The sequence below is a fragment of the Rhodococcus sp. AW25M09 genome (assembly GCF_000333955.1).
Taxonomy (GTDB): Bacteria; Actinomycetota; Actinomycetes; order Mycobacteriales; family Mycobacteriaceae; genus Rhodococcoides.
This window is the reverse complement of sequence record NZ_CAPS01000075.1, coordinates 1-14,841: the sequence shown is the minus strand read 5'-3', so window position 1 is coordinate 14,841 and position 14,841 is coordinate 1. Positions and strand designations below refer to the sequence as shown.

The window sequence follows — 14,841 nt, the reverse complement described above, 5'->3', positions numbered from 1 at the left end:
CCCCATCGTGATAGCTGTGTCTCAGGTGAACGCGCAACCCTGGAACCGTGAGAGACGGCCCGTCGACCGGATTGGCATGCACCGGCCAACGCGAATCCGGACCGTCCGGACCGCCGTATTCGGCGATGTGCCGCAACAGATCTCGATAGTCTGCAATCTGCTCGGCGTAGCGCGACGCGACCTCGTCGGCGATCTCAGCGATGTCGAGCGCCCGGCGAGCCGGGCCGCTCGTGCCCTCAGCGGGCGGAGACATTCTTTCTGAATGATGTCAGCATGTCGACGCCCTAGCTCTGCGGGCCGGCCAGTGGCACGTCTGTTCGGACAGGTTGGCTTCGTAGTGAACCAGAACGACCGACGACCAGACCCCGAGCATCACAGCGGACCGCACAGTCAGGACGGCTTCCACGCCCGTCACGGTACACATGCCGAGCCTGCTCCTGGGAATCTTCGGTTGACTGAGGAAGCTCGATAGCGCTGTAGGACAGTATTTTTCGCAAATGTCAAGCGCGATCGGACGCAGCAAATCGCCAGTTTACGACGTACTGTGTGGGCAGCTTCGGACTCGGCCGAGGCGATGGACTCGACTGGAGGATGCATGCTGTCGACATTCGACAGAAACGACTCTCCGCAGGTGACCTACTTGCCGCATCGGCACTGTTTCGCCGTGTGGCGCAACTCCGACAAACAACCGCTCCCCACAGAAACCACGCCGATAGAACTTGCCGTCCCAGCTGAAGACGGAACCATCACTGTGCGCACCGTGTACGCGTGGCTGGTCCAGGCACACAGCACCGAACTTGGATCGGCACTGGACTCGGCGGGCAGCGTCGATCACAGCTCCTCGGCACGCGGTTGGCTCGCCATCCTCGACCATGTCGAGGAACTACGCGACGGTCGCGCGGTTCCCACATCACTACGCGACGCGCTTCCGCCTGTGGCGCATGCTGTTCCCAATGCCGGCGGATCGAGCATGCTGACCGCACACGGGGCCGTCGACGCCCTCTTCGCCAGCCTGCGCATGCAAGACCGACTGATCGACAGCGCGTCGACCTTCACCCCTCGCCCTTATCAACTGCACGGTGCGTCCTGGGTACCGACCGTCAAGGAGATCGGCGGCGGAGGAATCCTCGCCGACGAGATGGGTCTGGGTAAAACCCTCCAGGCCATCGCGCACATGATCGTCGGGGGCAGGCGCGGAGAAGGCAACTATCTGGTCGTATGCCCAACGTCTCTGATCAGCAACTGGCGCCGAGAGATCGAGAAATTTTCAGCCGGCGAACTGGTCGTCAACGTGTATCGCGGACCGTCTCGCACTCTCGAACAGTGCTCCGACCACGGATCGGTGACTGTGACGGGATATCCCACGCTACGCACCGAGGCAGACCTTCTGAGCGAAATATCCTGGAACACAGTCTTCTTCGACGAGGCTCACGTCATGAAGAACTCGCGCACCAAAATTGCCCGGGCCGCGCGGCAACTGAAGGCCACGACGCGCATTGCACTCACCGGCACACCGGTCGAAAACCGGATGGACGAACTCTGGGCGCTGGTCGATCTCACCAATCCCGGTTTGCTCGGTACCCGGGCTCGTTTCACCCGTCGTTTCTCTGCACCCATCGAGCACGGTGGTTCGGCAACTGCTCTCGCGCAGCTGTCCCACTCAATCGCGCCAGTCGTCCTCCGTCGGACCAAAGCCGAAGTGGCGACCGATCTTCCAGCGAAGCAACACATCGATGTCCTGTGCCCCATCACGTCCGAGCAAGCGAGGCTGTACAACTCGGCTGTAGAGGAAGCGTTCGATACCGGTTTCGGAACGAGCCGCGGCCGAGGCACAGCAGTGCTGGCGTTGCTGACCTCGCTCAAACTGATCTGCAACCATCCGGGTCTCGTCGATGGGGACCTGTCTCGACTGCCGGACCGGTCCGGCAAACTCGACAGGCTCACCGAGATAGTCGAAGAGCTCGCCGAATCGTCGCAGACCGCCCTCGTCTTCACCCAGTACCGCCGAACCGGCGAAATGCTCGCGGACCACCTCGCACGCATCACGCGAGCCCCCATTCCGTTTTTTCACGGTGGTCTCGACCTGGACAAGAGGGACAAGATGGTCGACGAGTTCCAGAACAGCGACGCCTCGCCCGTCATGGTCCTCAGCTTGAGGGCTGCGGGATACGGCCTCAATCTCACCCGCGCCAGCACGGTGATCCACTACGACCGGTGGTGGAATCCCGCGGTCGAAGCACAGGCCACCGACCGAGTCCATCGCATCGGGCAGAAGTCGCGGGTGACGGTCATGGCACTGACCACAGAAGGGACGATCGAGGAGCACATTTCCGCACTCCATACGCGCAAGAAAGCGATCGCAGGATTGACGGAGGGCAACAACGAAATGGCACTCGCGGCTCGACCCTGCGTGAAACCCTGTCGCTGAGGGCGGTGACACGCTGATGGTCAGTGCATCTCAGCCTGCAGCTTTCGGGTCCACCCCATGGGGCAAAGATTGGGTTCGGCGTGTCGAACCTCTCGCAGTCACCCGACCGAATCCAATGCTTCCGCGGGCCCGTGGCCTTGTGCGCAACGATGCAGTTGTTGTGGAGCACAACGAAATCGGTCAGTTCCGCTGCGTCGTGTCCGCAGGTAAGAAGGTCGAGACAGTCATAATATCTCTCCCGCGTTTTACCGCGACGGAAGGGAAGTCGGTGCTTTGCGTCCTCGCACACCACCCACCGAGCGGCGCGTCCAGCGGTGACCTCCCCGACGAGGTCCACGCTGAACTAGTGTCGCGAAAAATGGCACCGGTGCCAGAGACCGTCGATACTTCGTGCACATGTTCAGGAAGAGTCGAGCCATGTCTCCACGCCACCGCGGCCACCTACGCCATCAGTCTGATAACCGATCAGACACCGGCAATTGCATTGGCTGTCCGCGGAGTCGATGTACTTGCCGCCACCGCGTCGAATACCTTACCGCCACGGTGGCGGCTCATCGACAGCTTGGATTCTGCAGCTTTTTTCGGCTGATCGACTACATGACGACCAGGCTGTCTCGGTCGATCAGGATGCAGATTCTGCTGCGAGTCGAGACAGTGTGTCGTTCAGTTGATCCTCGGTGACCAGCGGGAACTTGATCTGCTCGAGCAGCTTCTTGTCCGTGACCTTGGACCAGTCGTAGGTGTGCCGTACCAAGGTTTCGTTAGGCCCCTGCGACTCCAGCTCCCACAGCCACTCCCAACCGGGAGGCTCGTTGCCGGCGGGTGCGGTCTTCCAGGCAAGCAGCTTGTCCTTGATGTAGCCGGTCACGTGATTGTCGGTCTGGTACTCGCCGCCCATGTGATCGCCCTGCATGTTCATCGTGAACTTCTCGCCGACCTTCTGAATCCGATCGGCGTGGTCCACGCTGCGGACGAATCCGGATCCGTCGAGGGCCTGGTGCCGCTCGGGATTGGAGAGCACGTCGAATACTGCGTCGACGGGTGCTTCGATGGTGCGTTCAACTGTGACCTTGGAATTCTCTGTCATGTCTTCCAGGTGCCCACTGATCGGCTTCCTCAATCATCACGGCGACAACGAACTCACTCGGCCACCGCACCAGGAGCCCGAACAGACGTCGAGACTGCACGCTCGATCACCGATATTGGTGAATTCGATCGGCAACTCCGTCGAGCTGGCGGCGCCGTCCCACTGACCCGGGGCGGCGTGCCGAAACGATACAACCGACAACGGCTGCAGTGATGCTGCAGTGCTGACCACGCGGCTCGAGCTACTTTGTCCGAGTGCGAACCCTTTTCGGTACCTCCATCGTCACTGTGGTGTGCGCGCTGCTCATCTGGGCCTACGTTGCGCCGCAACTCATCTCCACGGGAGTGATCGAGACCGGCCCGCTGATGGAGATCATGGTGTTGGTGCCCACACTCGTCGGTATCCCCTCGTCAGCGATCGGTGCTGTGACCGGCTTGTTCACCGTTGGTAGTGGGCAGAATATCGCCGCCAAGACGGCTATGACCGGCGGCCACATCGTGACCGTCGCGATAGCCGTCGCAGTCGTTGTGTGGGCGTTGGGTTTCGGTTCCACCGGGTGGGAGCTCATCGTGCTCCCGATATCACTGGCTCTGGGGCAGATCGTAGTATTGGCAGGCATAATCACCGTTTTCGTTCAACGCCGTCAGGATCGATTGCTCGAGTAGAGCCGTCCAGCTCGGTGCCAAGGAATCGATTCGTCCCCGCCGATCACCGAAAACGCTGAGAGCCAGGCAGCCCATACGAAGCAGCAGTTGCAAATTCAAGTGTCGCAGTGCCAGTGGACTCTGCTCCAGAAACAGCATTCGCGCGACAGTCTTTCCCACCGATGCCGCACCGACGACGGAGTGCGCTGCCAGGAGCAACTCATCACGCAGCACGGAGTCTGCGCCGTCGAGAAGGGCTGAACCTGGCGACCTCGACGCGCGACCGTGCATGTGCGTGCGTATCACCACCTCGGTGGCCACAACACACATCGATGGTGTCAAGACACCGGACCGCACATTCAGACCACCAGACAGGGGCAACTCAATCGTCCAGGGTCACGGAGGAAGGCCCTTCAGGTGCAGAAGGAACCCACGGTTTCAAGGGTTGCACCACGTCCCGGTAGAAGCCGTCGAGACCGTCCGTCACGCTGACTATGAAGCTGGCTGCGGAGCCGGAGCGTTTGCTGCCCATCTTCGTAGGCGAGGTCAACGTGAAGTACTGCAACTCGCTGATGCGGCCTGCCGTCAGCGATTTCGTGTCTGCCCGAACCGTGGCCAGGTTCTCGCACGAGATCTCGCTCGAGTCTGCGAACACCGCCTCGACCAGGATGTCTGCCGGAGCGTTCTTGAGCTGCTTGAGAAGCCACGATGCTCGTCGAAACGAGGTCCCGTCGGTCGGCGCGTCGATCGAGGTGCTGCACTGAATCTTGTTGGTACGCATATCTGCTTCGACGGTGATGTCACCGGCCGCATCCGGGACGCGCAATGTTGCGGAGAGACAACCCGAGGCGACAAGATTTTCGACGATGTTCTCGTTGCGCAACTGAGGATCGGTGCTCAGTTTTCTCGGGAGATGATGTTTGACCGGCACCCCGAGATCGGCAGTCATCCGCAGAGCCAAGTGCCGCGACAGCGATGCCCACGTGTTCGCAACCGACAGTGCCTTGACGTCACTGGCTCGGAGGGTGCCTGCGGTGACCGAATCGCGGACTACGACCCAGTGCCGACCCATGTCGACGAACTCCGTCGCACCGGACTTCGGGTGCGTGAGGTAGCGGACGAGTTCACCGAGGATCCATACCTGAAGCGGATCCGCAAGATCACCGTGTGACAACAACATTCGGGCCTCGTGGATGACCTCGGACCACGAAATATGCCGCAGTGACACTTTGTTCAGCTTGGTCTTGTTGACCTGGACCGGAAGCTCGCCAGCGGAGGCAGGTATGTCGTTGGACAGACTCAGAACGACGTCGTACCTGTGCCGTTTGGCAACGTCCAGGTAGTTCTCGAGCTGCTCCTTGTGGAGCTTGCCGGTACCCGTCTTTACTTCCAGCAACGCTGTCCAGACCTGACCGGCGCGCGATACCCTGAATACACCATCGGGAATGACCTTGCTCTCCCCCTTGGCGAACTGCACCTCGAGGTAGCCCTCGAAGGGACCGGAGGGTGCTCCGGCACGTGCACAAATTGCCCGAGCAAACGGACGAACCGCCTGCATCGTTGCGATCAGAGCCGAGGTGGCTCTCTTCTCCTGCTCCTCGCCCGATCCGACGCCATAGACCGAGAACAGGCGAGCCGTCTGCCAGCCCTCGCCTCCTGCCAAGGTGAACTGAGGCGGGGTGGCTTTCTTGGGAATCGGCTTCTTGGTGCGGACCCCGCGTTTGCGCGGTTCGACATCGGCGATCGACACGTCGACGATGTCGCCGGTCGCGTCCATGGCCTGTACATGTGCCTCGGCAACCTCGACAACGACCACCTCGGCCGATGAATCCTCCGGCTCATTGTCGTCAACGTCGACGCCGAAATCCTTTGCCAATCCACTCAATCCGGATTCCCAGCCCTGCCCGACCGCCCTGAGCTTCCATGTACCATCTCGTCGATACACCTCGCCGAACACCAACGCGCGTTCCGAGGTTGCGTCGGCAGTGAGGAACTCCCCCAACACCGAACCGGATTGATCCCTCACCTGCAGGGAAAGCTTTCCGAAATCTCCCAATGAGCAGTCTTCGGAGCTTCCCGCGATGACTACTTTGTCGATTTCTGCTGCAAGAGAATCGAGGTGAATGGACACTCGCTCTTGTTTGCCTTCATCGGTGTGACTGCTGCCGAGGTATCGCACTGCTGCATCCGCGGACTGCGGCTGGTTGTAGAAGACGAAGTCTGCGTCGGACCGAACGTGCCCCATCGAACTCACCAGCAACGCAGACGCATCGAGATCTCGCTCGGGGTCGACCCAGGACACAACGACATTCAACTCGGTCACGTCGTCCGGTAGAGAAATGTTTTGGCCCTTGACGAGAATGGGTGAATTCACGTTAACACGCTCCTGTCGGACAAAACGGACTTCAACCATGCAGCCTATGCACAACCGCCGCGGCGAAAGTCGCCCTTGCTCGACATTCATTCATTCGACCTACCGACCTCTCAGTGCCCCGAGCTCAACCTCAACACTCGTACTGCTTCTGAGCTGTCAGAGAATGCGACTCAAGAACTGTTGCGTACGAGCATTTTTGGGACTGTCGAAGAACTCGCGGGGAGGCGCTTCCTCCACTATTTTGCCATCGCTCATGAAGACGACCCGGTCTGCCGCGGCTTTCGCGAAGCCCATTTCGTGGCTGACCACCACCATCGTCATGCCCTCGTCGCGCAGTCGAAGCATGACGTCGAGAACTTCGTTGACCATCTCGGGATCGAGCGCAGAAGTGGGCTCGTCGAACAGCATCACTTCCGGTTTCATCGCAAGTGCGCGTGCAATCGCGACGCGCTGCTGCTGGCCACCGGACAACTGCGAGGGGTAGTTGTCACCCTTGTCCGCGAGGCCGACGAGATCGAGTAATTCCTGGGCCTGGCGACGAGCCTTGTCCTTGTTCGTCCCGAGAACGTGGCGCGGGCCCGACGCGACGTTGTCGAGCGCAGTCATCATCGGAAACAGATTGAAGCTCTGAAACACCATCCCGGTGTGATGCCGTTGCTTCGCGATCTGCACCTCTGACAACGGAGTTCGTTTCGCACCCTCCGAGAAGCCCATCATTTCCCCGCACACCCGAACGGTCCCCGACTCGATCGTTTCGAGGCAGTTCAGTGTGCGCAACAACGTGCTCTTTCCGCTGCCTGACGGTCCGAGAAGAAGCACCACTTCCCCTTTGTCGACCGTGAAGTCGATATCGTCGAGCACGACGAGATCGTTGTACGCCTTCGTCATGTTCCTGACCTCGACCATCGTCGTAGCCTTCGCGGGCTTCGTGGTCGGCATCGATGTACTCGTCATCGGTTCACAGCCTCAGCTTCCAGTGCACTGTCGTCGAGTTTCCGAGCCGACGGTCCGCCCTTGCGGCGGTAGTTGCGGTCGTATCCCCGTCCGACGCGTACTTCGATCATCTTCTGGATCAACCCCCACAGAGTGGTCAGCAGCAGGAAGTACAACGCAGCCGCACACAGTCCCTCGAGGACCCGGAAGTTGACCTGAACCAAGAACTGGGTGCGTCGCAGCAACTCCTGCACCGAAATGACCGATACCAGCGTCGTAGTCTTGAGCAGACCGTTGAAGCTGTTCCCCAGCGGCGGAATCATCACCCGAAGCGCCTGCGGAAGAACCACGACACGGAAGACCTTCGTGGGCGACATACCCAGTGCCCGTGCGGCTTCGGTCTGTCCGGTGGGAACCGAGAGCAGTCCGGACCGGACTATTTCCGAGAGGTATGCGGCCTCGTTGAGAACCAGGCCGAGTAGCGCGGCCTCGATCACTCCGAGTTTGATACCGACCTGAGGCAATCCGGTGTAGATGATCACCAGTTGAACCAGAAGCGGCGTGCCGCGCATCAGCCACACGTAGAACCCGGAGATCGCTCGCAGCGGCAAGAACTTGGACGATCGCGCCGACGCGACCACCACGGCGAGAGCAAGTCCGAGAATCATGCTGACCGCAGTGAGCCAGATGGTGACCCACGCGCCTTCGAGCAATTGGGTGCTCGTCAGGATGGAGAAGAATGCGTCCCAGGACCACATGTGGCTGCCTTTCGATTCGTTTCGATGTCGATCAGCTTTCGAGCGGGCCGGTACTGACTGCGATATCCCCGTCGTATCCGGTGACGTCGTACTGCTCGAACAGGTCGGGCAGGTAGCCGTCGCTCCGCATCTCTGACAACACACCCGCCACCGCGGCCGACGATGGGCTTCCCTTGGCGAATCCCATCGCCAGCGGTGCCTCGTTGATGCCGCCGACTGCGGTCTCGAAGCGACCGTCTTCCTGATAGAACGAGGTGACCGATTCGACGATGGAGGTACCGTCGAGCTGGCCTGCCGAAAGTGCCTGGTATGCATCGGCGTTGGTCTTGAAGGTCTGGACCGTCAACGCCGGCTTGCCTTCGTTCTCGAACTGTTCGGCGAGGTCGGTCAACGTGTCGAACTCGTATCCGGGCGCCTCGACGCCGATGGTCTTGCCTGCCAGATCGTCCACGGAGGAGATCGATTCCGGGTTGCCCGACGGCACCGAGATGGAGACGGCCTGCACCTCGTACGGCACCAGATCGATCGTCTCGGCCCGGGCTGGCGTGTAGAACATTCCCGTGTCGATCATGTCCCATCGGCCGGACTGCACGCCGGGTATCTGCGCCTCGAACTCGATGTTGACGAACTTCGGCGTCAGGCACAGGCGCTTGGCGATCTCCTTGCCGAGGTCGATACGCATGCCGATCACATCGCCGTTCGGGTCGACGTACTGCATGGGCGGAAGCGTTGCATTGGTGGCCATCGTCAGGACCCCCTCTTCGGCGAGATCCGACGCTCCCAGAGTGGGTGTGCAATCCGTCGGCGCGGCAGCCGAGTCGGTGGAGGAGCTACAGGCGGTGAGGCTTGCGGCCACGACGGCAGCAGCGGCGATTCCCATGATCTTGCGCATTGAGCGAGCCTTTCGATATCGACTGCGGCGCATAGTTTTCGATGCGGCCGAGCAGCGATTGATCCGGAGTGATTCGAGAAGTGCCGATCCGTATGGGATCGATTGCATAAAGCGTCGCAGACGAATTCGGTAGCGTCAACGCGGTTAACACTGCTGACACGCGGTACATCAATTGTTAACCGTTCACACTTGATCGCGCGGCGAGATTCGCCGATTGCATGTCACCGGTCACAGTGCGGCACACGAGTTTCGCTCCACGAGACGAGCACCGATTCGGTATGTCCGACCGTCGGGTTCGACCGAGCCCTTGATCTGCTGAAACAGAATGTCCATGGCCACGTTGGCGAGTTGAGCTGCACCGTTGTCGACGACGGTGATCGCCGGCTGCCACATCGCGAGCCACGGCATGTCCTCGTGGCAGATCAGTGACAACTCGTTCGGCACCGATACGCCTCTGCCGACGAGAGTGGGCAGGATCCCGAACACCGCCTCGTGGTTGGCCGCGTACAGCGCTGTCATCGCCTCGGGTGCATCGAGCAGCGAGTTGATCGCATCGGCACCGAACTCGGTGCTGAAGGGCCCCTTACGGACTATGGAATCGTCGATTGCGATGCCGGCGTCCGTCAGCGCCGAGCAGTAGCCCTCGAAGCGCTCTCGTCCGGACGTCGCATCCTCGGTGCCGCCGATGTAGCCGATGCGGCGGTGGCCCAGCTCGACCAGGTGTGCGGTGGCGTCCCGAGCACCCGTGACGTCGTCCGCCAGAACCGTCGACGCCGAACTTCCCTTGACCGACCGGATGAGGTTGACCACGGCGCGCCCCTGCGCCAAAAGTGCGTTCGAGGCGGCCGCACTTCGGCCACTGCCGATGACGATCGTGCCGTCGACGCCGTGCTCCCCCAGCATGGCCAGGACGTCGTCCTCTCGTGCCGGATCGGCATCGGTGATGCACAGCAGGACCTGAAATCCACTGGCCGCCGCCCTCTTCTGCACGACCTCCGCGACAGTGTGGAAGGTCGCGTTGAGCAGGTTGTTCATGACCAGACCGATCAAGTGCGATCGATTGGAGCGCAGAGCGCTCGCGGCCCTGTTCGGCCTGTACCCGAGCACACGTGCGGCGTCCTCGACCGCCGCGCGTGTCTCCGGTGAGATCAGCGACGATCCACTCAACGCGCGTGATGCCGTGCTCCGCGATACTCCCGCAGCGCTCGCAACGTCGATCAAAGTGACCGCCATTGGTTCTCCCGTTCTCTCGATGCATGCCTCGGACAGGCTTATTCGACCGCGGCCGCGTTACAAGTACGTTTCCGGCTTGACGGTACGACCACCCTGAAGGCAGTCTATGCAATCGATCCCATAAATGCTGGCGTGACGCGGCGGCGATCGCCCGAAGCCCGAAAGGCAATTCTCATGAATCGCGATGATGTCGCATGGTCCGGCTACTGGCCAGCCGCCCCAACTCCGTTCACCCAGTCGGGAGAAGTCGATACCGAGGCTATCGCCGACTTGATGAACCTCTACGCCCGGTCGGGTGTCCACGGTGTTCTCGTCAACGGCAGCACAGGCGAGTGGTTCAGCCAGAACGACGACGAGCGCAGGACCGTCGCAGAAGCCTCGATCGATGCAGTCGCGGGCCGCTTTCCGGTCGTCATCGGTGTCAGTGCGTACACCGCTGCGCAGTCCTCGGCGTTCGCGAAGCACGCCGCGTCCGTCGGCGCGGACGGAGCACTCGCGACCCCTCCCCCGTACGTGCACACCTCGGCCGAGGAGACCATGCAGTACTACCGAACCGTCAGCACCGCAACATCTTTGCCGTTCATGGTCTACAACTGGCCGCGCGGCGTGGCCGTCGACATGGGCACCTCGCCCGGCCTGTTCTCACGACTGGCCGATCTGGAGAACGTCGTCGCCATCAAGGACAGCACGGGTGACTGGCTCGCCATGCTGGACACCGTCGAGGCCGTATCCGATCGTGTCCGCGTCTTCGGCAGCTTCTTGCATCGGCGCGGCCTTGCCACGCTGCTCGAACTGGGCGGCGACGGAAACATCGACGGCGGTGGCGTCGGCGCACCCTTTGCGGTTCCGTTCTACGAGGCCGTCGCCGCACGTGACGCCGACACCGCGCGCGTGTGGGTCGACCGATACCGCGCGTTCTCGGGCCGGCTCATCGCCTCGGATTACAGCGGCATCTTCGCCTCCCCCATTCCACAGTTGAAGGCCGTGATGAACCTACTCGGCCAACCGGGAGGCGCGGTACGCGAACCACTGCTGCCGGTCACCGAGGCCAACACACTCGACGCACTTCGATCCGTCATCGTCGAATCGGGAATCGACGAGGCCTACACGACGGTAGGAGCGGTCCGTGCGCACTGAGGTGGACGTCGTCGTCATCGGAGCCGGAATAGTAGGTGCTGCAACCGCTCTCGCTCTGACCCGGGCGGGCTCTCGAGTCGCTGTCCTGGACCGCAGCGTTCCCAACACCGCAGGCTCCGGCACGACGGCGGGCAACCTCCACATCCAGACCATCCATACCCGTCGGCCCGGGCAGGGCACCGCCGTCGACGTCGAACAGTTGCTGCCACTGCAGAAATCGACCAGCACGCTGTGGAACACGCTCGCCGAGACAGTGCCCGGGCTCGGACTGAACCGCTGCGGCGGCTTCATGGTGGCAGAAACCGACGAGCAGGTGGCGGCGCTGGTGACCAAGGCCGGGTGGGAAAAGGCGGCGGGCATCCCTACCGAGGTCCTCGGAGGCGACGAGGCACGGCGAGCTCTGCCACTGCTCGGCCCGACCATCGAATCCGCGACCTGGTGTGCGTGGGATGGTTTCGCCGAACCGGATCTGGCGGGGCCCGCGATGCTGCGACAGGCAGTCGCCGAGGGTGCCACAGTCCATCCGTCGACGCCGGTGACCGGATTGACCCGCAACGGTGATATGTGGAATGTGCGCGCCGGGGAGGAAAACTGGATCGCTCCCGCCGTGATCGACGTAGCCGGTCCGTGGATGGCACCGATCGCCGCATTGGCGGGGGTATCCCTCGATCTCGTCCCGACCGCGCTGCAGATGCACTCACTGAAGGCCGCTCCCCGCACACTCGAGGTGTTGGTACAGCACGTCGGAGAAGGGATGTCGATCAAGCAGGACCGTACGGGCCGTCTCGTCCTCGGCGGCGGTTGGCCCGCAGGCAAATTCCACGAGACCGACGCCGCATCGACACGACTCGACAGCACCGACGGCAACCTGGCGCAGGTGCGTCGAATCCTCCCGGCGCTCGGCCGGAACCAATTGCTCGATACCTGGACCGGCCCGGTCGTCACGACACCCGACGAAATGCCGGTCATCGGCGAACTCGACGCAGCCCCCGGCCTCTTCGTCGCCGGCGGCACGTACTCGTTCACGTTCGCACCGTTGTGGGGCCACGTCCTCACCGAGCTCGTGCACGGTAGAGAAACGGAACTCGACATCTCGGCGTTCTCCCCCGACCGCCTGGTCCACCTCACTACGCACTGAAAGCAGGCTTCGCATGGCACTGGTCACGATGTTCGTCAACGGGCAGGCAATGTCCGGCGGCACCCTGAACGACGCGCTGCACAACGCGCGATTCGCCGGAAAAGTCGACACCGCGCCGAAATATCGATTCTTCTCGGTGCGCGACGAGTTTCCCGGCCTGCACCCGGTCACATCCGGTGGATTCGTCGTCCCGGGTGAACTCTACGAGGTCGAGTACGACGTACTCCGCGAAGAACTACTTCCCAGAGAACCGAAGGAACTCGAACTCGGCGTCATCGAGTTGGCAGACGGCTCAGGCTCCCTGTCGATGCGGATGCGCGAGAGCTACTTGACGGCCGCGGGAGTCACCGACATCAGTGATCGCGGCGGATGGTTGACCTACCTGGCAAGCACCCGATGAAGGTCGTGCGCGGCGGCACCGTCGTCGAATCCCATTGGGCTGCTCCGGCAGACCTTCTCATCGACGACGGCCGCGTCGTCGCCGTGCTCACGCCGGGAAGCGAGGTCGACGCATCGGCCGTGGTCATCGACGCAACGGGCAAACTGGTCATGCCGGGAGGAGTCGATCCGCATTGCCACGTCGGGTTCACCTCCGGCGAGTTCACATCCCTCGATTCGTATCTCGAATGCACGACGGCGGCCGTGTTCGGCGGCACCACCACGATCATCGACTTCGCCATTCCCCGTCCCGGTCAGCAGCCACTGGACGCCGCCGAGGTACAACGGGCAAAAGCATCCAGTGGACTGTGCGATTCGGCCTTGCATGCGTGTGTCGTCGAGTGGGACGACACCACCGCCGACCAACTGAAGACCATGGCGGACGCTGGTATTCGGACGGTCAAGATGTTCACCACCTATGCGGGTGAGACGATGGCGAACGAGCACACCATTCTCAACACGATGCAGACCACTCGCGATCTCGGCGGAATGGTCATCATCCATTGCGAGTCCGACGCAATCGTGACCGACGCGCAGAACCTCGCGGCGGCCTCGGATGGTGTCGACGCGGCGCACATGTCGCAGACGCGTCCGGAACTCGCGGAAACCGCTTCGGTTGCAGCAATACTTGCGATAGCCGAGTCGCAAGATGCACCGGTGTATTTCGTGCACCAATCGACTCCGGCGGCCGTCGAACTCGTCGCCGATGCCCGTAAGCGAGGGCTGGTTGCCTTCACCGAATCGGTTGCTCACCATCTGATCCTGGACGACTCCCTCTACGCGGGCGAGCAACCGGAACGATTTGTCTGTTGTCCGCCGCTGCGCTCGGCTGAGGTGGTCGAGGCACTCGGGCGTCACCTGTTCACCGGAGCCATTACCACCATCGGCTCCGACCACTGCTGCTACGACACTGCACAGAAGCAGGTGCACAGCCACGACGTGCGGCATATGCCCAACGGTCTGCCCGGCGTCGAAACGCGTCTTCCAGTGATCTACTCACACTACGTAGACGGATTGGGGCTCACTGCAAGCAGATTCGTCGAGTTGACGTCGGCGAACCCAGCCCGCACCAACGGCCTGTATCCCCGCAAGGGATCGCTGATGCCGGGCTCCGATGCCGACATCGCGATCTGGGATCCGGAACTCGAATGGACGGTGACCACGCAGACACTGCACATGGCCACCGACTACACCCCCTACGAGGGACAGCAACTCCGAGGAAAACCCGTCACGGTCCTGGTGGGCGGCGAGGTCGTTGTCCACGACGGCGAACTCGTCGACGCCACTGCCCGCGGACGACACCTCGAAACGGCACCCCTCGACTTCAGTGGGGCATTCAGTATGTGAATCTCGGACACGGGCGATCCGATCGACACGCAGTACAGTCCCGGCTCATGAACTATCGGCAGTGGGAGCGAGCAACCGAATGGCCCCTCGCCGGATCGGCTCTGACGTTCCTGGCGATCTACACCTGGACTGTGCTGAGCCAACCGACTGGCACGGGCGCACGCGTCGCCGAGTACGCAATCCTCGCGATCTGGGCGTTGTTCGGGATCGACTACCTGGTGCGACTGGCTCTTGCGGAGCAACGCACACGCTGGTTCGTTCGGCATCTGCACGAACTCGCGATTGTCGCACTGCCGGTACTGCGCCCACTACGACTGCTCCGCCTCCTCACGTTGGTCAGTTTGCTGCAACGCTCGATCGGCGGCGCGCTCCGCGGGCGGGTGGTCACTTATGCCGTCGCTGGAACCCTGATGCTGGTTTTTGTCGCTTCAC

12 protein-coding genes and 2 pseudogenes are annotated in these 14,841 nt (G+C 61.9%); 7 read left to right on the top strand and 7 right to left on the bottom strand.

From position 1 onward, the window contains the following. A pseudogene (locus RHODMAR_RS15330) lies at positions 1-253 on the bottom strand (hypothetical protein); the annotation flags it as partial. Between the two features lie 342 nt (positions 254-595). On the opposite strand from RHODMAR_RS15330, the gene RHODMAR_RS15325 reads away from it, so the two are divergent. Continuing rightward, complete coding sequence (locus tag RHODMAR_RS15325) at positions 596-2,428, top strand: DEAD/DEAH box helicase (RefSeq protein ID WP_008716027.1); 1,833 nt, start codon at positions 596-598, stop codon at positions 2,426-2,428. 622 nt (positions 2,429-3,050) lie between these two features. On the opposite strand, the gene RHODMAR_RS15320 is transcribed toward RHODMAR_RS15325, so the two are convergent. Next, complete coding sequence (locus tag RHODMAR_RS15320) at positions 3,051-3,515, bottom strand: SRPBCC family protein (protein ID WP_008716023.1); 465 nt, start codon at positions 3,513-3,515, stop codon at positions 3,051-3,053. A gap of 254 nt (positions 3,516-3,769) precedes the next feature. On the opposite strand from RHODMAR_RS15320, the gene RHODMAR_RS15315 reads away from it, so the two are divergent. After that, positions 3,770-4,180, top strand: a complete 411-nt coding sequence (locus RHODMAR_RS15315; RefSeq protein WP_008716020.1) for a hypothetical protein — start codon at positions 3,770-3,772, stop codon at positions 4,178-4,180. A gap of 361 nt (positions 4,181-4,541) precedes the next feature. Here the strand turns inward: RHODMAR_RS15315 and RHODMAR_RS15310 are convergent, their stop codons facing one another. The 5 genes from RHODMAR_RS15310 to RHODMAR_RS15290 form a co-directional block, all read right to left on the bottom strand. Continuing rightward, on the bottom strand, positions 4,542-6,533 hold the full coding sequence (locus tag RHODMAR_RS15310; RefSeq protein ID WP_008716016.1) for a TerD family protein: 1,992 nt from the start codon (positions 6,531-6,533) through the stop codon (positions 4,542-4,544). Between the two features lie 156 nt (positions 6,534-6,689). Beyond that, the gene (locus RHODMAR_RS15305; protein WP_008716014.1) at positions 6,690-7,472 is read right to left on the bottom strand and encodes an amino acid ABC transporter ATP-binding protein; all 783 of its coding nucleotides are present in this window, start codon (positions 7,470-7,472) and stop codon (positions 6,690-6,692) included. An 11-nt stretch (positions 7,473-7,483) separates the two neighbouring features. Then, the gene (locus RHODMAR_RS15300) at positions 7,484-8,224 is read right to left on the bottom strand and encodes an amino acid ABC transporter permease (protein ID WP_008716012.1); all 741 of its coding nucleotides are present in this window, start codon (positions 8,222-8,224) and stop codon (positions 7,484-7,486) included. A gap of 31 nt (positions 8,225-8,255) precedes the next feature. Next, a complete protein-coding gene (locus RHODMAR_RS15295) occupies positions 8,256-9,116 on the bottom strand; it encodes an ABC transporter substrate-binding protein (RefSeq protein WP_008716009.1) in 861 nt (286 codons plus the stop codon). A 228-nt stretch (positions 9,117-9,344) separates the two neighbouring features. Then, positions 9,345-10,349: a LacI family DNA-binding transcriptional regulator gene (locus RHODMAR_RS15290; RefSeq protein WP_042939395.1), complete on the bottom strand. Its 1,005-nt coding sequence runs from the start codon at positions 10,347-10,349 to the stop codon at positions 9,345-9,347. A gap of 174 nt (positions 10,350-10,523) precedes the next feature. Here RHODMAR_RS15290 and RHODMAR_RS15285 point away from each other — a divergent pair, with 174 nt between their 5' ends. The 5 genes and pseudogenes from RHODMAR_RS15285 to RHODMAR_RS15265 form a co-directional block, all read left to right on the top strand. Further along, on the top strand, positions 10,524-11,486 hold the full coding sequence (locus tag RHODMAR_RS15285; protein ID WP_008716005.1) for a dihydrodipicolinate synthase family protein: 963 nt from the start codon (positions 10,524-10,526) through the stop codon (positions 11,484-11,486). After that, positions 11,476-12,624 (top strand): NAD(P)/FAD-dependent oxidoreductase, encoded by a 1,149-nt coding sequence (locus tag RHODMAR_RS15280; protein WP_008716003.1) that lies wholly within the window; start codon positions 11,476-11,478, stop codon positions 12,622-12,624. Before RHODMAR_RS15285 ends, RHODMAR_RS15280 begins: the two co-directional genes overlap by 11 nt. Positions 12,625-12,637: 13 nt before the next feature. Next, entirely contained in the window at positions 12,638-13,024 is a 387-nt protein-coding gene (locus RHODMAR_RS15275) for an allophanate hydrolase-related protein (protein WP_008716001.1), read from the top strand. After that, a complete protein-coding gene (hydA, locus tag RHODMAR_RS15270; RefSeq protein ID WP_232433673.1) occupies positions 12,994-14,409 on the top strand; it encodes a dihydropyrimidinase in 1,416 nt (471 codons plus the stop codon). Before RHODMAR_RS15275 ends, hydA begins: the two co-directional genes overlap by 31 nt. 47 nt (positions 14,410-14,456) lie before the next feature. Next, positions 14,457-14,841: pseudogene (locus RHODMAR_RS15265) on the top strand (ion transporter); the annotation flags it as partial.

Coding starts and splice junctions, on each gene's coding strand:
- RHODMAR_RS15290 (WP_042939395.1), bottom strand. CDS start 10,349: ATGGCGGTCACTTTGATCGACGTTGCGAGCGCTGCGGGAGTATCGCGG.
- RHODMAR_RS15300 (WP_008716012.1), bottom strand. CDS start 8,224: ATGTGGTCCTGGGACGCATTCTTCTCCATCCTGACGAGCACCCAATTG.
- RHODMAR_RS15320 (WP_008716023.1), bottom strand. CDS start 3,515: ATGACAGAGAATTCCAAGGTCACAGTTGAACGCACCATCGAAGCACCC.
- hydA (WP_232433673.1), top strand. CDS start 12,994: ATGGTTGACCTACCTGGCAAGCACCCGATGAAGGTCGTGCGCGGCGGC.
- RHODMAR_RS15285 (WP_008716005.1), top strand. CDS start 10,524: ATGAATCGCGATGATGTCGCATGGTCCGGCTACTGGCCAGCCGCCCCA.
- RHODMAR_RS15295 (WP_008716009.1), bottom strand. CDS start 9,116: ATGCGCAAGATCATGGGAATCGCCGCTGCTGCCGTCGTGGCCGCAAGC.
- RHODMAR_RS15275 (WP_008716001.1), top strand. CDS start 12,638: ATGGCACTGGTCACGATGTTCGTCAACGGGCAGGCAATGTCCGGCGGC.
- RHODMAR_RS15305 (WP_008716014.1), bottom strand. CDS start 7,472: ATGCCGACCACGAAGCCCGCGAAGGCTACGACGATGGTCGAGGTCAGG.
- RHODMAR_RS15325 (WP_008716027.1), top strand. CDS start 596: ATGCTGTCGACATTCGACAGAAACGACTCTCCGCAGGTGACCTACTTG.